The 20,588-nt window shown below is 69.7% G+C and carries 12 protein-coding genes and 2 pseudogenes; 5 read left to right on the forward strand and 9 right to left on the reverse strand.

Annotated elements, in window-relative coordinates; genetic code table 11:
• Window positions 1-2,039: 2,039 nt before the first annotated feature.
• From ACHFIV_RS29350 to ACHFIV_RS29365, 4 genes and pseudogenes are all read right to left on the reverse strand, one after another.
• Complete coding sequence (locus ACHFIV_RS29350; protein WP_398975323.1) at window positions 2,040-2,585, reverse strand: tyrosine-type recombinase/integrase; 546 nt, start codon at window positions 2,583-2,585, stop codon at window positions 2,040-2,042.
• Window positions 2,586-2,915: 330 nt separating this feature from the next.
• Complete coding sequence (locus ACHFIV_RS29355; RefSeq protein ID WP_398975325.1) at window positions 2,916-3,650, reverse strand: helix-turn-helix domain-containing protein; 735 nt, start codon at window positions 3,648-3,650, stop codon at window positions 2,916-2,918.
• Between the two features lie 1,170 nt (window positions 3,651-4,820).
• Window positions 4,821-5,033, reverse strand: a pseudogene (locus tag ACHFIV_RS29360) (NAD-binding protein); the annotation flags it as partial.
• A 358-nt stretch (window positions 5,034-5,391) separates the two neighbouring features.
• Window positions 5,392-5,544 (reverse strand): annotated as a pseudogene (locus ACHFIV_RS29365) (site-specific integrase); the annotation flags it as partial.
• A gap of 528 nt (window positions 5,545-6,072) precedes the next feature.
• Between ACHFIV_RS29365 and ACHFIV_RS29370 the strand changes: the two are divergent.
• On the forward strand, window positions 6,073-8,151 hold the full coding sequence (locus tag ACHFIV_RS29370; protein WP_398975329.1) for a restriction endonuclease: 2,079 nt from the start codon (window positions 6,073-6,075) through the stop codon (window positions 8,149-8,151).
• A 254-nt stretch (window positions 8,152-8,405) separates the two neighbouring features.
• Here ACHFIV_RS29370 and ACHFIV_RS29375 read toward each other — a convergent pair whose 3' ends face one another.
• Complete coding sequence (locus tag ACHFIV_RS29375; RefSeq protein ID WP_398975331.1) at window positions 8,406-9,719, reverse strand: helix-turn-helix domain-containing protein; 1,314 nt, start codon at window positions 9,717-9,719, stop codon at window positions 8,406-8,408.
• A gap of 167 nt (window positions 9,720-9,886) precedes the next feature.
• Here ACHFIV_RS29375 and ACHFIV_RS29380 point away from each other — a divergent pair, with 167 nt between their 5' ends.
• The gene (locus tag ACHFIV_RS29380) at window positions 9,887-10,492 is read left to right on the forward strand and encodes a hypothetical protein (RefSeq protein WP_056789649.1); all 606 of its coding nucleotides are present in this window, start codon (window positions 9,887-9,889) and stop codon (window positions 10,490-10,492) included.
• A 390-nt stretch (window positions 10,493-10,882) separates the two neighbouring features.
• Here the strand turns inward: ACHFIV_RS29380 and ACHFIV_RS29385 are convergent, their stop codons facing one another.
• Window positions 10,883-11,791 carry an aminoglycoside phosphotransferase family protein gene (locus tag ACHFIV_RS29385; protein ID WP_398975333.1) on the reverse strand — a complete coding sequence of 303 codons (909 nt, stop codon included), beginning with the start codon at window positions 11,789-11,791 and terminating at the stop codon, window positions 10,883-10,885.
• Between the two features lie 85 nt (window positions 11,792-11,876).
• Between ACHFIV_RS29385 and ACHFIV_RS29390 the strand changes: the two genes are divergently transcribed.
• Window positions 11,877-12,626: an ATP-grasp domain-containing protein gene (locus ACHFIV_RS29390; RefSeq protein WP_398975335.1), complete on the forward strand. Its 750-nt coding sequence runs from the start codon at window positions 11,877-11,879 to the stop codon at window positions 12,624-12,626.
• An 8-nt stretch (window positions 12,627-12,634) separates the two neighbouring features.
• Here ACHFIV_RS29390 and ACHFIV_RS29395 read toward each other — a convergent pair whose 3' ends face one another.
• The 3 genes from ACHFIV_RS29395 to ACHFIV_RS29405 form a co-directional block, all read right to left on the reverse strand.
• Entirely contained in the window at window positions 12,635-13,471 is an 837-nt protein-coding gene (locus ACHFIV_RS29395; RefSeq protein ID WP_398975337.1) for an adhesin, read from the reverse strand.
• A gap of 140 nt (window positions 13,472-13,611) precedes the next feature.
• Window positions 13,612-15,438: an MFS transporter gene (locus ACHFIV_RS29400; protein WP_398975339.1), complete on the reverse strand. Its 1,827-nt coding sequence runs from the start codon at window positions 15,436-15,438 to the stop codon at window positions 13,612-13,614.
• Window positions 15,439-15,643: 205 nt separating this feature from the next.
• Complete coding sequence (locus tag ACHFIV_RS29405) at window positions 15,644-18,502, reverse strand: D-alanyl-D-alanine carboxypeptidase (RefSeq protein ID WP_398975341.1); 2,859 nt, start codon at window positions 18,500-18,502, stop codon at window positions 15,644-15,646.
• A gap of 193 nt (window positions 18,503-18,695) precedes the next feature.
• Here ACHFIV_RS29405 and ACHFIV_RS29410 point away from each other — a divergent pair, with 193 nt between their 5' ends.
• Window positions 18,696-19,415, forward strand: coding sequence for a GOLPH3/VPS74 family protein (locus tag ACHFIV_RS29410; protein WP_398975343.1), 720 nt, complete (start codon window positions 18,696-18,698; stop codon window positions 19,413-19,415).
• A gap of 238 nt (window positions 19,416-19,653) precedes the next feature.
• Window positions 19,654-20,511 carry a helix-turn-helix domain-containing protein gene (locus tag ACHFIV_RS29415; RefSeq protein WP_398975345.1) on the forward strand — a complete coding sequence of 286 codons (858 nt, stop codon included), beginning with the start codon at window positions 19,654-19,656 and terminating at the stop codon, window positions 20,509-20,511.
• Window positions 20,512-20,588: the final 77 nt, after the last annotated feature.

Genomic DNA, 20,588 nt, shown 5'->3' on the forward strand with positions numbered 1-20,588 from the left:
GGCGTTCGCCTTGTCGAGACGGTAAACGCCTCAGCCGCGTAGGTGGAGTCGGGGTCGGTGGCCCACTCGAACCTCATCGACCAGTTGCCGCGCCCGTAGTGCGCGTGCAGGTGCCGGGTGAAGGCAGCCAGGGCGCCCTTGATCTGACCGCGGTCGAGGTTGATGCGCTCAACTAGGGCGGTGGTGCTGTACGCGCGCTCCGGCTCAGCGGCGAAGAGGTCCAGCATGGCCGCAACGCGCTGGATCGACGGCAAATCCGTGGCGATGAGCGACCTGAAGTTCTCAACGGTCCACTCTTCCACCGGCCAGCTTCCGTCCGACCAGCACCACTCCCCAGCACCCACCCGGACTGCGGCCACGCCGCAGCGTCCAACCAGAGCGCCCCGCCCGCCGCCCCGGAGGACTCCTGCTGCTACGAGTGCTGTGGTTGTCCGGGGCTACCTCGCGCCCACTGGGCCCTGTGAATCATGAAAAATGCACGTCAGATGGCCTGGTGTGCGTAGGCGTCGGGAAGCTCGGGTAGGTCCGGGGCGGTAGTCCACCGACAAGGTCATCCGTCCGCGATGCCCTCTGTGAGCTGACCGCGCGCGGTGAAGGGATCACTGAGAGGTGAGGATGGCTGCCCCGGCCCGTTGTCAGTGCCCGCCCGTAGCCTCGTAGAGGCAATCGTGCTGAAGGGGGCCCCGTGGCAGTCCGACCCTGTTCCAGGTGTGGCAAGAATGAGAGCGCCAATCGCAAAGGCAAGCCAGGACGCTGTGTTGAGTGTATCGATGCGATCTACCGTGCACTCAAGGTAGATCCAGAGGGGACGTTTGTATCTCCTGGGGCCCCGAGGAGATACCGGTGCCAGACCTGTGGCAGGCCCGGGGCGATTCCGTACAAGGAGATCCAGTCGCGAAGTATTGAACTCTGCAACTGGTGCGTCGGTCGCCGCATGTATGAGGAGGGTCTGGCGCGGAACCCAGAGCACTGGCTGATGGACCAGAGCGACGTGGCCCGAATGGTCCGCAAAGCAGGTTTTGAGATGGTAGATGGGTCTGGGAGGACGCTTCCAGAGAGTCAAATGGTCAGCAGTATTGGGGAAGTTTGGGAGTCGATCGATGTCGTGTGCGTACTCTGCGCTGCCCCGAACACCTTCAACGCCGTCCACATACTTTCGAGTTCGAGTAAGCCATGGACGCATTGCTATGCATGCTTCACGTCAAAGCTCGCTGGTTGGCAAAACGAGTTCTATGGCAAGTTCGGATTGATTCGAGAGCACGACGGGTATGCGAAGCTATCGGATCCAGTCTCTGCGCACTGTGCTGAGCCCGACTGTGGTGCGAGCAGGAAGGTCTCCATCTGTGCACTCGCTGCTGGCACCCCTCCTTGCTTGCGGTGCGCAGAGGGGATCGACCCGGATCTCCCTCACTGGGTATATCTGATCCATTTTCTACCCCTAGGGCTGATCAAGGTCGGAATCACGCATAGCGAGCCGAGGGTGTATGACCGCGTCGCTGCCCACGTCTCTCGGGGCGGTGTCCTGATCAATCGGCGCCTCGTTCCGAATCGGGAGGCTGCTCGCACTGTCGAGGATTGCGTGTTGGAGTCGATGCGCCAGCACCTACGCTCTGGAGATCCGAGAGACTTCCCTCAAGGAGGGTGGACTGAGACCTGGGTCGACAGTGCCCCCTCCCTGGACCTCGGCGCGGTGATTGATGAAAACGCTACCCAGAAGGCCCCTGGATTCGATCGAGGGTCAAGAGTGGAAGACTTCCCTTCTTCGCCGGCAGTGGACAGCAGCATGCACGGTAGGTTCGTGTTCCCTGAGGAGGTGTCGGAGAGTGGAGAGGTCACTCATACCGTGACCTTTGTTCATCCACTGCTTGAGTGATCAATTTCTGTCTTAGCTTCGCTGTATTGAAGTGGCCGTGGCGCAACCCAGCCGCGGGGGCTGTGGTTCACCGTTCTCCGAAGCGACTGAACCACCGCCGCGAATGCCGAGCGGCGCTCACGGAATCGTGAGCCCGGGCCCCACATGGCTCACTGGTCAGCCCTGGTCAGCCCTGGTCGGCCAAGCCCTCTCCCAACGGATCAGCATCATCCGGCACGGACTCGGGGCCGGAATCCTCCGTGTCGTCGGGCTCGGCCTCCGCTTCGGGGGCGGCCTTTTCGGACGTGGCGCGGGCACGCGGTACGAGCCGGGCTGCGGCCTCGGCGATCGCGAGGTCGGCCTCAGGGAGCAGGCTCGTGTACGTGTCCGACGTGATGGTGATCGAGGAGTGGCCGAGCATCTCCTGGATGTCCTTCAGGCCGGCACCTGCAGCGTGAGCCAGAGTCGCGGCGCCGTGACGGAGGTCGTGGAGCCGGACCGGCGGGAGGCCAATCTCCTCGCACACTTCGATGAATCGTCGAGTGACGTTGGCGGGGTGGAGCAGCTCTCCGTTCTCGCGGGTAAAGACCCTTCCGGTCTCCACCCAGGCGCTCCCCCACTTCTCGCGGTCCTTGTCCTGCTGGGCGCGGTGCCACTTGAGGGCCTGGACCGTGTCGGAGTCGAGGGCGATGGTGCGCGCTCCGGCGTCGGTCTTGGGGATGGGCGCGCCCACGGATGTCCGGCGTGCCGCCAGGGAGGCAGGACGGCGTCTCGACTGGAAGACAACCACGCACCTCGTCGGCGGGAGGCTCTTCGTCCTCGACGAGCGCGAGGTGCCTGAGAGGATCGAGCAGTTGGCTGGGGATGCGGCCGCTGCGATGGACCGGTTCGGGGAAAGCCGCCGGCCGCAGCTGACCTGATTCAGAGGGAGACGCAAGGGGTCACCCCACCGCATGAGCGCGGTGGGGTGACCTCCTTCGGTTGAGCAGGATCGCCACCAGCCATCAACGGTGGTGATCAAGTACGGCGAGCGATGCTCCGGACTCGGTTCCGCAGGATGTCCTCAACGCCGCGCCCGCACCTGCCACCAGCGGCGCCGCTTCGTTTCAGTCGGGGCTACGTCGGTCGGTGGTGGTTCCGCCGACGGAGCTGCGGGTCGGGGAACCTGGACCCACTGAGGGTAGGCGTCGAGCCGGTTCCAGGCGGCCATCCAGTCAGCTTCTCTGCTGCGCAAGCTGCCTCGGTGGTCGTAGCAGATTGTCACGAAGGTTCTGGTGAAGTCCCAACTGGGGAGGGCCTCACGGTTCAGGATGTCGCTGAGGGTTGAACTGGCCAGAGCCATCGTGACCCCGGGCTTGCGGGATGTGTAGCTCCGCATGCTAATTCGCTCGATCTCGCGCAGGGACAGGCCAGCGTGAGCGCGCAGTTTGCGCAGTGCCTCCATGAACTCAGCGGTGGTCTTGACGCCCGACGGGTCGGGGTGTCGCTGGTAGTCGATGGCCAGGGACGCGAGTGCCTTGTCGAAGTCGAAGGGCGGGTTGGCAGTGCGGTCCAGTTCAGTCCAGCGGGTCTCCCACTCGGCCGTGTCGCCGTTGCATGCCTCGACGTAGGCGCGGGTGACTGGCCAGGTCGGCAGTGTCCTGCCGTTGGCCGCCTGCGACAGCGTCGCCCGGGAATAGTCAGTCGCTTCGGCCATGCGCGCGTAGGTCATTCTGGCTTGCGTCCGTAGGGCGCGAAGGGCGAGTGCGAATTCGGCGTGAGGGACGCCCTCGGCGATGGGTTTCTCGATTCCTGGCACCGCTCCTCCTTGGATCGCGGTCAGGGGAGGCCCCACCGAAGTGGGGCCTCCAGTGATCCGAATTCAGGAAGAGCGAGGGGTAAGGCGCCAGATCCCCAGCAGTGCCACGAGGACTTCCAGGGTGGCGGCCGGCACCTGCCCGAGGACCACTAGGACGATGATGATGACGACCGTCACAGTGATCGCTGTTGCGGCCTGCTGCGCCACGCAGCAGGCGGTTGGCGTTGCGGATTCCGCGGGTGATGCCCCTGCTGCGGGTTTACGGGCGAGGAGGAACGGGCGCGTGTATGTCCACGCGCTGAGGCGACTGTCCATGAGGGACGCCTTCCGGTCGATGCGTTGGTCTGGGCGGGCAGCGCTCAACGGCGGCACAAGGCCACTGGGGGCAGTTCGAGCTACCCCCGCTGTCGGCGCTATCCCCCGCATCATGGACGTTCAATTCCTCAATTGGCAATAGTGATCTGGGAATTAAGAAGGTCCCCATGCCGCCACATGCTGAACCTAAATCCACGCCACGAAGATAGAAGTGCAGCACAGTTCTGATTCGTGTCCGGAACCGCTAAACAATCCATCGGTCGACCTGAACAATGAGGTCCTGACCTGCGTGAACAGTGAGGCGGCTCGCGGATGTGTCCGAGTGAGTCCGAGTTGAGGTAGATGGTCAGCGAACGACAGGCACTCTCTACTCATCGCTGCGGGCTACGCTCCGGCGAGTGGGCACCTGTCCGTTGGTCTGGGCGGGCCCTTGAGTCCTAGGGAGGAGCGACATGGCCAGCTGGCGCAGCTTCCATACGACACAGTCGGTCACGCGTGCTCCCATGCGACTCGCTGCTTGATCGGGGGTGCCGTCGTTCGAGCGGCGGCACCCCCCTTTGCTCTTGCGCCGCCGATCGTCGCCGCACGCTCTGATGGTGGGGTCGGGCGGGTTGCGGCTGGCTTGAAGAAGCTGACCTTCGCCGTGGGCACGGCGGCCGCGCTGGCCATCGCACCCAGCCAACCGCGAGTGGATCAGGGTGGTGAGCGACTCCTCGGCCGCTCGCGCGGTCAGCTCGGGCACCTTCGGCCACGGCCCCGGCCGCATCGACATTCCACACCCCACCCGCGACTGGGAACGCCAAGACGGCCGCCGCTGCCCCGACCAACGAGCCGCCGGAGCAGGTTCGCAGCTTCGCCCGCGATGGCCCCCTCCTGCCGGAGCTCGGCGACCTCGGTGTCGAAAGCGAAGGAGATCTTGTCGTCTGCGAAGGCTCGGTTCTGCATGACCCTCAAGGCGCGAAGGGCGGAACGGCGGTGGACGACGGTCACGGACTTGGCGAAATGAGTCAGGAAGGTGGCTTCCTCCATAGCGGTGTCGCCGCCGCCGACCTCCACGACGTCGCGATCATGTCAATCCCCGCTTCGGGGAGTACTTGCGACGCTGTTCCTGCGGGTCCCTGCGACGGCCAGGAAATCCCCTCGACCATACGATTGCAGCGAGCCCCACTCCTTTCATGCGTGAGCGATGCGTGAGCGGACGGCCCAGCACAAGGCGTCACGAGCCGGGCCGAGTACGAAGCGGCGTGGCGCTGACCAGGCCGGACAGCACCACGCGGCAGGCTCGGGCACCACCCGGCAAGGATTCGATCCCACTCCTAAAGCGGGTGTCGCAGGTTCGAATCCTGCCGGGGGCACAAAGGAAAAGACCCCGGACCGATCATGGTCCGGGGTCTTTGACGTCCACGCCTGACATCAACGGCTGCGGTCACTCACGGCCGGGCCGCCTCTTGAGCAGCCGGCCCATGTGGCTGATCGCCTCACGCTGCGTGTCCTGGACGACGTGCGTGTAGACGTCCGTCGTGATGCTGATCTGGCTGTGCCCGAGGATCTCCATCACGACGCGAGGAGCCACCCAGCACCCGGTGCGATTCTTTCGCAGTAGCCGCGGTGGTCTTGTTCGCCAGCTGGACCAGGAAGCGCCGAACATCAGCGACACCGAGCGACTCAGTCACGGTCAATCCCCCGGACCGTGGCGGCAAAGCCCGAAAGCTTCACTGCGATTACCGGATCGAACTCCTGTAGCGGGTGTCGCAGTCTCGAATCCGGGGGCACCAGGGAAGGGCGTGGGCCTGATCATGATCCCCTGCCGCAGGCGGTGCCAGCGCAGTGGCGCGATGCGCAGATCGGGCATCGAGACGTTGCCCCTGCGGCGCCGTTCTTTCGGTCCGTCCCCGCAGAGCTGAGAGAGCGTCGAGCCATGGCGGTTGACACCTGCTCTCCTCCGACGGATCAGGTGGGCGAGTGGCGCCGGGAGACATCGACTATCTGTGCCGAGTGGATGGGCGACTCGATGGTTGCCGACTAGAGTCACCTCATCACTGCTGGTTATGGGGCCAGGACTTGGTGCACGTATGCCGAAGTCTCTGGTGGGGAGGGCCTGTAGAGCATGAGTCGTCGCTCCAATGGGTTGGTCGGTGTCTGGGCTGAAGCGCAGCGCCAACAGCAACGTCAACAAGAGGCGCAAGCCAGGTACCAGCGGGACCAGGAGAGACAACAACGCTCCTACCAGCGAGAGGTCGCGCGCAGCCACCGCGAGCAGAGAGCGGCCTACCGGGAGCAGCGCGAGGCGGAGGCCCGGCGGCGCACGGAAGATCTTGACGCACGAGTTGAGTCGTTGCAGGGTCTTCTGGCGGCAGGATGCCGGGCTCCAGCGTTCCGGGCCGTTGCGCTGACTCGGGAGGAGCAGATCGAGGCGTTCTCGCCTGGACAGCTCGCACACCCCATCCGCATGCCGGACCCGAACCAGTACCAGCCGCAGGGTGGCTGGACAGCCACACGGCGAGCTCAGGCCCAGGCGGAGACTCGCTCCAGGTTCGAGCGTGACTGGCAGGCCGCACATGCTGCGGAAGCACAGCGTCAGCACCAGTTGGCCGCCTACCAGATGCAGTACCAGCAGTGGGCCGAAACCCAACTGGTCGAGATCCGTCGGCACAACGCCGACATCGCAGAGATGACGGTAGGGCTTCGCAACGGAGATCCCGAGGCCGCGGTGGAGTATTTCTCAGCTGCCCTCTACGCCTCGAACGGATGGCCCGAGGACCTGCCTCGTCAGGTATCGGCGGCGTACGACTCCGGTGCACGCCAATTGGTACTGAACTGGGAGCTGCCCAAGTACGACGTCGTCCCGGAGGCGAAGTCGGTGCGCTACATGATCAACGCCGATCAGGAGAAGGAATCGCCCCGACCGGCCACACAGCGCCGTGCCCTGTACCGGGACGTACTCGCGCAGAGTCTCCTGCTGGTTCTGCGTGACCTTTTCGCTGCCGACGAGTTCGGGGCGTTGGAATCGGTCGCGCTGAACGGATTCGTGGACGATCACGACCCGACGACAGGTAGACGGACATCCATCTTCCTCGGCACCGTCATGGCTTCGCGTTCGACTTTTGCCGCGCTGCATCTGGAACAGGTGAACGCTGTCAACTGCCTGGTGGACGGACTGCGGGGGCAGCTTTCGTCGCGCCCTGATCAGTACGCGCCCGTGCGGCCTGGCCGGGTTCCCGAAGACGTCGGTAACGGGGTCGTCACCCATGGGGGCGACGACGAGCCGGATCTGTACGAGATGGATCCCATCGCCTTCGAAGCGCTGGTCGCGGATCTCTTCCGTGCCATGGGTATGCAGGCCGTGACCACGCAGCGCTCGAACGACGGCGGTGTGGACGTCGACGCGCTGGACCCGACCCCGATTCGCGGCGGCAAGATCGTCGTACAGGTCAAGCGCTACCGCAACACCGTGCCCCCGACAGCCGTCCGCGACTTGTACGGCACCGTCCAGGATGCCGGCGCGAACAAGGGTGTTCTGGTGACAACATCCGGTTTCGGCCCCGGCTCGCACACCTTCGCCAATGGCAAGCCTCTGGAACTAGTGGCAGGCTCCGAGCTTGTCGATCTGCTACACCGTCACGGACTACGCGGACGCCTGGGTAGCGGCGCACGCACGGTACCCGCCCAGCGGACAGCACCGGACAGTGAGACCAGCGCCGATGACTACAACATGTTGGGCATGTACTGGTCAGGCAGCGTCGCCCTAGACGTGTGCGTGCTCGTCTGTCACGGCAACCGTGTTCTGGATGACGACCACTTCGTTTTCTTCAACAACCCACGGTCGCCCGACGGCACGGTCCGTGCCCTCATCCCCGTCGCGCCGGACCGAGCCGCAATCCAAGTCACCTTCGATGCCCTACCGGCGCGAGCTGACCGGCTCGTCGTCATCGCCGCGGTCGATCCTGTCGCCAACCCTACGGCTGACCTGTCCGGATTCTCCGACGCCGGTATTCGGCTGCTGGACTCCGAGGGAACCCAACTCGACCAGTTGGAAGTCTCCGACGGCCGCGCCGAGGAGACCGCGCTCGTACTGGGGTCCTTTCGCCGCCGCTCAAACGGTGACTGGGAGTTCGTGACCGGAGGCAAGGGTTACCGAGGTGGCTTGGAGGAACTGGTTCAGGAATACGGCATCGATGTGGCTTAGCGTCCTGCCGACGCATGACCCTCAACGCGGACGAGCCAGTGACGACCGTGATGGCAGTTTCCCGTGCCGCAGCCGCGCCAGAAGGGGCGGGGATGCACGGGGAACTGCGGTGACTGGCAGGGACGCCAGCAGACGGACACCTAAGTCGGCATCCCGCAGGTCAGACCCCAACTCGTGCCACCTCGCCCGACTCACCACATAGGGACACGGTCTAAGCGCTTGCTCAGACTATGTCCGTCGAAGTCACTCATCGGTCACCCGGTCTTTCCAGAGTCCGAGTCCGTGATCCAGCGCCCTTCGGCGGAGTCGTGCACGTACGCCGGCCTCCCCCTGGTCCCGCTCGTGCGGAACGGCTTCCCGCCGTCCGTGATCCGCACCGTCCCCGTACGGCCCCCGGCGCTCCACTCCAGCTCCAGGTACCAGCGGCAGTCGCAGCCCGCCGTCCGCCCGGAGACCAGCAGCTCCTCGGGGTCGGAGGAGGTGACCTTGTACGGGAAGGAGACGGCCGGGATCTTCCGGACCTCGGCGCCGGAGGCGTCAAGGCCGTCGACGGGCCTCGCGAGCGGGCGCGGCCGGTCGAGGTCCACGGCGAAGTGGCGCGGGGTGACAGCGCCGCCACAGCCGTTGTCCATCCGGTACGCGTTCCACGGCAGCGGCGCGGCGCGGTCGACCACGCGCACGTGCAGGGCATGGAGGACGACGGCGTCGGACGGCGACCGGCCCTGGACCGTGATCCGCACCAGCGCCTCCCCGCCGTGCACGGCACCGTGCGTCCCGGCCCACGTCCCGGAGTCGGCCGCGACCGGCGGCGGGGCGACCGCGCGGGGGGCCCGGTTCACGAGGTAGGTGTGCCCGCAGCCGCCCTCCCAGAGCTGGGAACCGATGCTCCAGGTGAAGGGGAGGGGGGCCGCGGTCCGCCCCGGAGCGGTGGAAGCGGGAGCGGGGGCGGAAGCCGTACGGGTGGGGTGGCCGAGCAGGGCGGCGGCGAGGGCGAGCACGACGAGGGCGACGGCGGCGGCGAGGAGGAGGGGAGCGGGGGCGCCACGACGGGGGCGGGCGCGGGGCGCCTCCGGCGCGGGCAGATCCGCGGCGGTCGGGTCCGGCGCGGTCGGGTCCGGCGCGGTCGGGTCCGGCGCGGTCGGGTCCGGCGCGGTCGGGTCCGGGGCGGGGCCGGGACCCGGTTCCGGCGCGGTCGGGTCCGGGGCGGTCGGGTCCGGGGCGGGGCCGAGACCCGGTTCCGGCGCGGACGGGTCCGGGCCCGGTTCCGGCGCGGCCGACACGGCCGGCACAGGCGTGGGCGCGGGCGAGGCCGCTCGGCGGCGGGCGCGGTCCGCCTCCGTCCAGGCCGCCTCCAGGGCCCGCCGTTCCTCCTCGTCCGCCCCGCACAGCAGGGCGAGGCGGTCGACCACGGCGAACTCCTCCGGGACGGTCGCGCCCGAGCAGTAGCGGTGGAGGGTGGACGCGCTGACGCTCAGCCGCCGGCCCAGCGCCTCGTAACTCCTCCCGTCCCGCGCCTTCAGCGCGCGCACGAGCCCCGCGAACTCCTCGACGGCGGCGTCCTTCGGCATTCCATCCCCCTCGACCCTGCGTCCCATCCTTCACGTCCTTGCACGTCAGCGGGGGTGGAATGGTTCCGGGACGGCTGGTGGGCGTGTGATCGTTGCAGCCGGCGGGCGCCGGCCCCACGCTGGTTGAGCACTGACCGAACGAACGACCCGACGGGGGATCCACCACCATGAACAAGCTCCGCACCGCACTCGCCACCGCAGCCGCCGCCGCACTGGGCCTCGCGGCCCTCGCCACAGCCCCGGCACAGGCCGCTGCCCAGCCCGCCTTCCTCGCCGCCTCCCAGATGCCGCCGTCGTCGACGCCGTGGACCGCCACCCAGGTCTTCACCGGCGTCCCGGAGAACGGCGGCGTCCTCTGCGCCCCGTACAAGATCCCGGCGCAGAACACCCGCTACCGCGAGTTCAGCACCGAGCTCGACACCAACGGCGTCCAGGTCACCACCGTCGCCCGTACCGAGGCCGACGCCGTGAAGCTGGTCGACACCCTCCGCGGGGCCCTCGCCGGCTGCGGCCCCCTGCTGGAGCAGCAGAACCCGGGCCTGCAGGCCGTCAGCGCCTCCCACGGCAAGCTCGCCGTCGAGGAGGGCGCCTGGGTCTACAGCCTGGACACCGCCGACCCGCAGATCGGCATCTCCGACATCCACCTGTTCTCCGTCGGCCGCGACGGCCGCACCGTCACCCTCGTCCGCTGGGGCCAGATGGGCGACCTCGAGGACGCCCCGCTGACCGCCTTCCGCACCACGACGAAGACCGCCGTCAACAAGCTCCACTGAGCCGGGGGCTCCCCCGAGGGCTGACCAAAGCTCGTCAGCGGCGCGGCCGGAACCCGGGCGCGCCGCTGTCGTGCCCACCTGCTCCGCCGGCGGCGACCACTTCCCGGCCTTCACCAGCACCGCCTGCACCCTCATCTGCTACCGCGGACTCGCCGAATGAGATCGGGACCGCGTCACACGCCGGCCACCGAGGCCACCCGAGCACGTGGACGACCCTGCGGCGCCGGCCCCTGGAAACGTCCTCGGGGCCCTGCCTCGCGTCGCTTCCGGTGTCCAGGTCCCCGGCGAACTCCCCCTGGCCATCAGGACACCGTGGACACCGAGGGGCAAGCTTCGGCTCCTGCCCCGGCTGACCGCCCTGTCCCCACGCTGCTCCTCATCCCCCACGCCTCACCCGTCGCGCAGGGCAGTGCCGGCCGGCGCGCTCCGGGGGGCGGCGTCCTCCAGGATCTCGCCGATCACGTGCCGGGCCGTCTCCGCCATCACCGGGTTGGACGTCAGGTAGGACGACAGCTCCATGAGCGCGACCGACAGTGCCCAGCCCCGGCCCCGCGCCCACTGTGCGGCGTCCGCGCCCACCTCCGTGCGGAAGACGCGCCTCGGCCCGGCCGGCAGCAGGTACCAGCCGGCGATCAGGTCGACCGCCGGGTCGGCCAGGCCCATGCAGCCGAAGTCGATGACCGCGCTCAGCCGGCCCTCCGAGACCAGGACGTTGCCGGGCTGCAGATCGCCGTGGACCCATACGGCCGTGTCCCCCGGGGCGGGAGCGCTCAGGGCCTCGGACCAGGCGGTGGCCGCCGCGGCCGTGTCGATCACACCGTGCAGCGCGGTCAGGGCGTCCCGGGTGGCCGTGTCCCTGGCGGCCAGTGGTTCGCTGCGGTAGGCGTCAGGGCCGCCGGCGGTCTCCACGCGGCGCAGCGCGAGGACGAAGTCGGCCAGGTCGGCGGCGAACCGGGCGTCGCCCGAACCGGGGGCCGGGTTGTCCCCCTCGATCCAGCGGCATACCGACCAGGACCAGGGGTAGCCCTCGGCCGGCACGCCCTCGGCGAGGGGGGCGGGGACGGCGACGGGAAGGTGCGGGGCGAGGCGGGGCAGCCAGTGGTGTTCCGTCGCCACGTCCTTCGAGCCGCCCTCGACGCGGGGCAGCCGCACGGCCAGGTCCGTACCCAGGCGGTAGATGGTGTTGACCGTCCCGTGGGAGCCGACCCGTGCGACGGGGAGATCCGCCCAGGCGGGGAACTGCCCGGCCAGCAGGCGGTGTACGAGCGCTTCGTCGGTCGATGTCCCGTCGGTGTGCATCCGGCCCATGCAAGCCGAATGCGGCCAGGCTGTCGAGCGAAATCCGGTGGGCCCGCACCTCCCGGCTGCGGCAGGATCCGTGTCCATGGTCCTCGTACTCCCGCCCCGCCTCACCGCCTCCGCGCGGACGCTCCGCGAATCGGCCCGGCTGCGGGGCGTCCGGACCGTGCAGTTGCCGGACCACGAGGTGCCCCAGGGGCTGCGCGGAGTCGGCGCGTATCTGCACGCCGGCCCTTCCTTCGCCGATGCGGTGGCCCCCGCGCTGGGCATCGCGCCGCTCGAGGCTCCTGCCGACTGGCTGGCCCGGCTGCCCGTCCCGTTCGTCCGGCGCGAGGTCCGTGCCGTGCCCATCGGCGAGGCGTACGGGCTGCGCCGCCCCGTCTTCGTCAAGTCGCCGAACGACAAGAGCATCCCGGCGCTGGTCTACGCCGACGGGTCCCGGCTGCCGGGGCCGGACGCGGTCGATCCGGAGACGCTGGTGCTGGTGAGCGATGTCGTCACGTTCGAGGAGGAGTACCGGCTGTACCTGCTCGACGGTCAGGTGCACACCGGCAGCCGGTACGCCACCCGCGGGCGGTTGCACCTGGCTCCCCTGTCCACCGGGGCACTGGCCTTCGGCGCCGATCTGCTCGCCGCCCGTGGGCACACCCTGCCGTCCGCGATCGTCGTCGACGTGGGGCTCACCGACGCGGGCCGGTGGGCGGTCGTCGAGGCCAACGCCGCCTGGGCCTGCGGATGCTACGCCTCCGATCCGGACCGCGCACTGGACGTGGTGCTCAGGGCCGCCGGCCCCGTGGCGCGGCTGGCGGAACGGGACAGCCCGTTCGTCCGGTGACCGGAGCGTCAGCGGCAGGAGGCCTTCAACTGGGCCGCCGCGTGGTGCGCGCCCACCAGTGCCGCGTCGCCCCAGTCCCGGCCCCGGTCGACCAGCTGCACGGCGAAGGTCTCCCCCTTCACCGGATAGGTCCGTACGTCGACGGCGGTACCCCGGTGCTCACGCTGACGCACGGCGAAGCCCGTGTAGGCCGAGTCCGCGTCGTCGGGGTCGGACAGGATCCGGTAGACGGTGGGGTCACCCGCCACGTCGCCGGCGCGGACGCTGCTGGGCACGAAGACCGTCACCGCGCACTCGCGGAAGCCGTCGCCGAGCCGCCAGGACCAGACGGCGCTGCTCCCCCGGTCCTGGTCCGGGCTCCCCGACATCGGGACTGCGCTGAACCGGCCGTCGCACGGACTCCCCGCGAAGCCGCCCGAGTCGACGGTGTACCAGCCCGCGTCACCGCTCTCGAACCGTCCGTGCTCCGCGTAGCCGCCCGTGGAGCAGCCGGGACCCGCCCAGGCCGTGTAGCGGTAGCGGCCGGTGTCGGCGGGGGGAACCGGGGTGGCGTCACCCGACGGCTCGGAGTCCCCGGACCCGATCCGGGTCGGGGCTCCGCCACCGGCCGGCACCGGTACGGCGCCGGCCCTGCCCCCGGCTTCCGGACGGGGGCCCTCCGCCCCGGCGGCCAGCAGCGACACGGCGGTGGCCAGACCGCCCACGGCCGCCACGACTCCCGCCGCCAGCAGCACCTTCCTACGCCGGGGCAGCGTGGAGACCCGGCCCGTCAGCGTCTCCCGGGCGATCCATGAACCGCTCCCCCGGGGCGTGCGCTCCACGGAACCGCACCGGGGACAGACCATGCCCGGCAGCGGACCCGTGTGTTCGCCGCCGCAATGTTGGCACCTCATGGCAGCACACCTTGCCAGTGCCGCCCGCCCGGAGGGAGAGTTCCCGCACTATTGGCCGCGGCGACGACGGCGCTCCGGCCGCTCCGAGGGCCCTACCGGCGCAGTTCCTCGGGACACGGCGTGCCGGGCTGCAGCTGGTACGGCGCCGCCAGGCGGTAGAGCCCCGGGCGCGGGGCGAGGAGCTCGGTCCACTCGTCGCCGGCCCCGTCCTCCTCCACCTTGATCAGACAGCCGTGGGCGTTGATGAAGTCCTTCGGCGCGTTCCCGTCCTCCGCCGACCGCTTCTTGGACGCTTCCGTTTCCTGCGGCCGCTCCACACTCCTGCCCTCGTCGTCCACGACGGCGAGCCACCGGGAGTACGGGATGCGGATCAGGACGCGTCCCGCCGACTGCACGCGGATCGTCAGCTCGTCGTCCCCGGCCCTCTCGACGGTCGCGGGCGGGTCGGCGAGCGGCACCGGGTCCAGGACCCTGAACAGCTTCCAGTTCGCGTCGCTCCAGACGGCCTGGAGGTAGGGCTGGCCCTTCTCGACGAGCGCCGCCTCCTGCTCTCCGCCGGAGTCGGGCTTCCCGGTCGGCAGCACGACGTAGTGCACCGCCCAGCGGTCCAGCCACTCGCGGTAGTTCACGGGGTCGAGGGTGTCGTCGTAGAAGAGCGGGTTGCGCTTCATGTCGGCCTGCCGGTTCCAGCCGCGGGCCAGATTGACGTACGGGGCGAGCGCCGAGGCCTCACGGTGGCTGCTGGCGGGTACCACCTCGACCCTGCCCCGCTCCGCCCCGGCGTTCTGCAGCTGGTTGACCAGCGGGGCCAGTTCACGGTTCCAGGAGGCCGTGGGGGCGGTGCGGACGATGTCGTCGACGCCCTTGAAACCGATCCAGAAGTTCAGCCCGGCGAAGACGATCAGCAGTGCGTACCAGCGCCGGGTACGCGGTGCCGTGTACGGGAGCGCGGCGAGCAGGACGACCCCGGCGAACAGCATCGCCATGCGCGACACGTTCGAGCCGATCTGCGAGTCGACCACGTAGGTCAGCAGTGTCCCGGCGCCGTAGACCGCGGCGGCCGTCCGGACGGTGTGCCAGTCGCGGGGCACCAGGAAGAAGACGAACACCGAGTACAGGAAGGGCAGCGACAGGGTGCCCAGTGCCATCGGCTGCGTGCCCGAGAACGGGAACCACCAGGCGGAGAGGACCACCACCACGACCGGGGGCAGGCCGATCGCGTACGCCCCGGGGCGCCGCTTGTTCAGGAAGAGCGCCGCGGCGACCACACCCAGGAAGAGCCCGGCGACCGGGCTCCCCGCCGTCGCGAGCCCCGCCAGCGGCGCGGCGACGACGGCCTTCGCCCACCGCTTGCGGCGCCAGCGGTGGGGCCAGCAGAAGACGGCGGCCACGGCACCCAGCGCGAACATCATGCCGAGCCCGAACGTCACCCGGCCGGACAGTGCGTTGCACAGGTACGCGAAGACCCCGGCGAGCGCGCACGCGAGGGGGTTGCGGACGGCGGGCACCCGCACCAGGATCAGCGCGGTGAGCGCCGAGGACAGCGTCCCGGCGATCATCATGGTCGTACGGACGCCGAGCACCGACATCAGGTAGGGCGACACCACGCTGTACGAGACCGGGTGCATGCCGCCGTACCAGGCGAGGTTGTACGCGGTACCGGGATGGCGGCCGACGAACTCGGCCCAGGCGTCCTGGGCGGCGATGTCGCCGCCGCTGTTGGCGAAGAAGAAGAACCACAGCACGTGTGCGGCCGCGGCGACCGCGGTCGTCAGCAGGACCGGGTGACGGCGGACGCGGCTGCGTATCGAACCGCCTTCACCGCCGCGGTCTCCGACGGCCTGGGCCGGGATCCGGACGGCCACGCGTTCGGCGGGCGGCGGGCCGGTGTCCGCCCGTGTCGGCTCAGCGGTGGTCACTGCGACTCTCCCCGTCCTTGCCCGGGCCTGCCGAACCGTCGTCGTACCGCGCGGTCCTCATCCGTACGCGGAGGGACGCGTCCCGGCGCCCGTCCGTTGCCCTGGGGACGCTAGCACGCGTCATTTTCCCCGCGCCGCCCTATCGGCGGACCGCCCTGCCCCGCCCCTTCCGTCCCGCGGAGACGGGGCGGAAGGGGCGTACCGGTCAGGTGACGCGGGTGAGCTTGTCGCCGAACGACGGCTCGGCCAGCGCGTCGCCGAGCGTGACCGCGACCTCCACCTGGCTCGCGCCCTCACCGACGGTCATCGTGCCGACCCTCGTGCCCGCGGCCGCCGCGTTCGGGATCTTCTTCCCGTCGTCGGTCAGTTCGAGCTTGACCGTGAGACCGGGCCAGCCGACCGCCTTCACGTCCTCCGCCACGACGACGTCGGTGGTGCGGCCGAACCCGTCGTCGACCACGCCGACGACCTGTCCCTTCTTCACCACGGTCCGGCTCTCCAGGAGGTCCTGCGTGGCGACCATGGCCTTCTGGCTCACCGAGTTCACCGTGTCGATGATCGGCGGCTTGTGCTGCCCGAGGATCGCTCCGACGATCAGCTGGTCGGTGCCGCCGACCTGCTTGTGCGCCGCGAAGAGCAGGTTGCCGCCGGCCTTCGTGGTGGAACCGGTCTTGATGCCGAGCGCGCCGTCGTACGGGACGAGGGTGTTGTAGTTCCGGTGGCTCTGGCCCGACGGGTCCGTCCAGGACGGCAGCTTGGTGATGTCCATCAGCGCCGGGATCTCGACCAGCTTCTCGCCCAGCTTCACCTGGTCCTCGGCGGAGCTCACCGTGGTCGCGTTCAGCCCCGACGGATCGGTGTAGGTGGTCTTCGTCATGCCGAGTTCCTTGGCGGTGTCGTTCATCTTCTTGACGAACGCCTCCTCGGAACCCGCGTCCCAGCGGGCGAGCAGCCTGGCGATGTTGTTCGCCGAGGGGATCATGATGGCGGAGAGGGCGTCCTGCTGCGTGATCGTCTCCCCGGCCTTGACCGTGTTGAGGGTCGACTCACCCACCGAGTCGAGCTTTCCCTCCTCCTCGGCCTTGGCGTCGATCTTGACGGACGCTCCGTCCTCGCCCCTCTTCAGCGGGTGGTCCTTGAGCACGACGTAGGCGGTCATGGCCTTGGCCACGCTGCCGATCGGCACCGCCTTCTGCTCACCGAACGAGTCGACCGTGCCGAGACCCGTGGCCGTCATGAAGCCCTGGCCCTCGTCCGGCCACGGCAGGGAGGGCTTGCCTCCCTCGAAGTCGTACGTCTGCTTCGCGGTCAGTTCGAGGACCGGCTCGGGAAGCGGGCGCATGGCCTGTGCGATCGCGAACACGACCAGGAGGAGGAGGACCAGCGGCGTCCAGATCTTGACCCGCCGGACCGCGGTGCGCACCGGGGTCTCCGGGGGCGGCGGCGTGTTCGTCAGTTCGGCGAGCAGGTCGAGCGGCGGCTTGGGCGGCATGGGCTGCTGCCTGGTCCGCTCGGCCTCGGTGAGTCCCGCCCCGGGGGCGCCGGGGGTACCCGGCCGCGCCGCGACGTCAGGGGTGACCGTCGGGCCGACCACGGCCGCGGGACGTACGTCGTCCGAGCGCAGGGGCACGAACTTGCTGGTCCGCTCGGCGGGGGCCTCCGGCGAGGCGGGGGACGCGGGGGACTCCGGGGTTCCGGAGGCCTTGGCGGCCCAGGAGGCGGGCTTACGCGCCGCTTCCTTCTCCTTCGGCGGGAGCTTGAGCGCGGTCGTCGGCTGGTCGGTCTTCCCGGCCCGTGGCGCCTTGAAGACGGCGGTCGGGTGATCGATTCCCCGCCCGTCGTGTGCGAGCTCCGGCTCCTTCGCCGGGGAGGACTCCTCGCGGGTCCTCGGGACACGGACGACGTCGTCCGAGGCACCGGCGGCGGCCGGGACGTCCCCGGTACCGGCGGAATCCTCGGCGCCGGTGCCTGCCGGATCCCCGGCGTCGGCACCGGCGGAGTCCTCGGCGAGGGTGTCTGCCGGGTCCCCGGCGGCACTGCCGCCGGACGCGCCGGCACCGCTGCCGGCCGCGGGCCGGGTGCCGCTGTCGCGCTCGGCGTCCGAGCCGCCGGTCACGGCTTCGGTCCCGGCTTCCGCCTCGCCGTCGGCGTGCGCGTCGTCATCGTCGCTGTCGGCTTCGAGCCCGGCCTCGGCGTCGGTATGCGCGTCGGTACCGGCATCCGGCGTCCCGTCCGCGCCTGCCGACGACGCGTCGCTGTCGCCGCCGACCGCCAGGCCGCCCTCGGACGGCTTGCCCGCGCTCTCGTCGTCACCGCTCCCACCTGCGGCTTCCTCACCGGGCTCGGTCGCCACCCAGGCCGCCACGGCAGCACGCAGCCGTGCGTCGGGCGGCGTCGATCCGGCGTCCGCCCCGGCATCGGACCCCGTGCGGGACCCGGATCCCGAAGCCGCCTCGGCCCGCTCGCCGGACTTCGCGTCGCCATCGGGGCCGGACCCGGACGCCGCCTCCGCAGTCGCCTCCGGGGCTCCTTCGGGCACGGAGCGGGGAGCGGGCTCGGTGCCGGGCGCGGTGCCCGCACCCGGACGTCCCGGACCCGATGCGGCGTCCGTGGCACCGGCCCCGGGGCGCTCGTCGGCCGCCGAGCGGCCGGAACCCTCCCCGTCCCCGGCCTCCGCCGGGGACTCGCCCTCGGCTTCGTCGTCGGGTCCGTCCTGGGGCGCGTCCTCCGCCTCCACGGGCGCTTCGGACGCCGTGGTGGACGTCCCCGCCGCCTTCTGCGGCTCGCGCCCCTCCCCGGCGTCCTGGCGGGGCCCGGAGGCCCCCTCAGGGCGCTCTGAGGGCTCCGGGGGCGGGGAGCCGCCCTCCGGGACCCCGGCCTGCTCCGCGTGCGGCAGGCGGAAGACCGCTGTCTCGCTGTCGGTCACGGCGTCCGTCGTTCCGCCCGCCGCACTCCCGCCCGCCTCAGCGACCGGTTCACGGAACACGGCGAAACGCGGATCGCGTTCCTCAGCCGTCCCCGACGACTTCCGCTGCTCCGACCTGTCGGGGGACTCGCCCGCCACCGATACCTCCTTGTGAGCCGCGGGGTCATGCCCGCACTGTCCGAACCATCTACCAGTGTCCTGTGTGAACCCTTGGCCGAGCCGCTAGACGAGAACGACATACCTAACGGTTCCCTTACAAAGCACCCAGGCACCCTCGACAGACCATTGTGAGAGGGGTCACCCTGTCACTCATCCACGCGGGGAGGCATGGATGGGCAGGAGCCGCAGAACAATTCCGGAGGAGCTTCTGCTGCTCGCTCTGGACCCGACCACGGGTACCACAGCGCAGCCGCAGTCGCTCGACCTCGGCCTGGCCGGGGCACAGCTAGTGGAGCTGGCTCTGGCAGGACGGATAGCCCCTGACGGGGATCGTATCGCCGTGGTGATGCCACGGCCGACAGGAGATCCGACTCTGGACTCCGCACTGGAACTGCTGCGCCGTCGTGGCAGTCCGGTCCGGGCGGTCCACTGGATCGGCGGGCCCCGGCTGGGACTTCGCCAGATCTACCTCGCTCATCTGGAGCGGTGCGGCATGGTTCATGCCGTGGCGGGCCAGATGTGCGGAGTGCTGCCGACGACTCGCTACCAGGCGACGGACACGGCGATCAGCCGGGACATCAGGGCCCGGCTGGACAGTGCGATCCGCACCGGCGTACCGCCGGACCCGCGGACCGCGGCACTCGCCGCGCTGGCCCACGCGGTCGGACTCGGCAAGCACCTGTACCCCGGGAACGAGGGGCGCTCGTCGCGCTCCCGGCTCCGGGACCTGATCAGACACGACCCGATGGGCGGCCTCGTGGCTCATGCCGTGATGGACGTCCAGAACGGCGTGGCGGTCCAGCCACGCCGTAATCAGCAGACGGCAGGCGTGCCGTTGCAGCCGCAAGCGCAAGCGCGCCACGGCAGCATGGCGCACACCTCCGTCCACTGACAGCACGACCGCGCGGACACTTGCGCGGAGTACCGAATACCGCCGCGCCGACGTCCCCATGACCCGGTTCGGGAGCCGCACCAGGCGCGGGGCAGCCGGATCCACCGGCTGCCCCGCGCTCTTGCGTGCCCTCATTGCGTGTAGCCGTTTTCCAGCGCGCCCGGGTGCGCGGGTGGCAATCTGCTGAGCAGTAGACACGCACAGCTACAAAAGCTGCATAGCCGGAGGTGCCGTTCCCGTGCCGACCAACGTCAATCCCACCGTCAGGCGACGCCGGTTGGGCCAGGAATTGCGCCGCCTCCGTGAGATCAAGGGCATGACGGCCGAGGAGGTGGCCGAGCGGCTGCTGGTCTCGCAGTCGAAGATCAGCCGCCTGGAGAACGGCCGCCGGTCCATCAGCCAGCGCGACGTGCGCGATCTCTGCGGTGTGTACGAGGTCGAGGACCACCGCGTCGTCGACTCGCTGATGCAGATGGCGAAGGACTCCCGCCAGCAGGGATGGTGGCACGCCTTCGGCGACATCCCGTACAGCGTGTACATCGGGCTGGAGACGGACGCGGAGTCCCTCCGGGTGTACGAGCCCCAGGTGGTCCCCGGACTGCTGCAGACCCGGAGTTACGCGGAGGCCCTGATCAACGGCGCGCTCCCGGAGGCGCCGCCGTCCGACATCGAGAAGCGGGTGAACGTCCGGGCCCGCCGCCAGGACCGCGTCAACGCCCCCGAGCACCCCCTGCGCCTGTGGGCCGTCATCGACGAGTCCGCCCTGCGCCGGCTCGTCGGCGGCGAGCAGGTCATGATCCAGCAGCTCGAGCACCTCATCGAGCAGTCCCGGCTGCCCCACGTGACGGTGCAGGTCCTGCCCTTCGACATGGGCGCGCACCCCGGCATCAACGGCCAGTACGCCATCCTGGAGTTCCCCGACGCCGCGGACTCCAGCGTCGTCTACATCGAGGGGGTCACCAGCGACCTCTACCTGGAGAAGGCGAACGACGTGCAGCGCTACAGCGTCATGTACGAGCACCTGAGGGCTCAGGCGCTGAACGTGGACCAGACCCGCCAGTTCATCAGCGACATCGCCAAGAGCTACACGCACTGAAAGCTGTCAGCGAGGTGGGGGCCGGAAGATACACCGCCCCCACCTCAAGCGGAAGACCCGCATGGAATATGCCATCC

This window comes from Streptomyces sp. ALB3 (assembly GCF_044385685.1).
In the GTDB taxonomy this organism is placed as follows: Bacteria; Actinomycetota; Actinomycetes; order Streptomycetales; family Streptomycetaceae; genus Streptomyces.

Coding starts and splice junctions, on each gene's coding strand:
- ACHFIV_RS29370 (WP_398975329.1), top strand. CDS start 6,073: ATGAGTCGTCGCTCCAATGGGTTGGTCGGTGTCTGGGCTGAAGCGCAG.
- ACHFIV_RS29375 (WP_398975331.1), bottom strand. CDS start 9,719: ATGCCGAAGGACGCCGCCGTCGAGGAGTTCGCGGGGCTCGTGCGCGCG.
- ACHFIV_RS29380 (WP_056789649.1), top strand. CDS start 9,887: ATGAACAAGCTCCGCACCGCACTCGCCACCGCAGCCGCCGCCGCACTG.
- ACHFIV_RS29385 (WP_398975333.1), bottom strand. CDS start 11,791: ATGCACACCGACGGGACATCGACCGACGAAGCGCTCGTACACCGCCTG.
- ACHFIV_RS29390 (WP_398975335.1), top strand. CDS start 11,877: ATGGTCCTCGTACTCCCGCCCCGCCTCACCGCCTCCGCGCGGACGCTC.
- ACHFIV_RS29395 (WP_398975337.1), bottom strand. CDS start 13,471: ATGGTCTGTCCCCGGTGCGGTTCCGTGGAGCGCACGCCCCGGGGGAGC.
- ACHFIV_RS29410 (WP_398975343.1), top strand. CDS start 18,696: ATGGGCAGGAGCCGCAGAACAATTCCGGAGGAGCTTCTGCTGCTCGCT.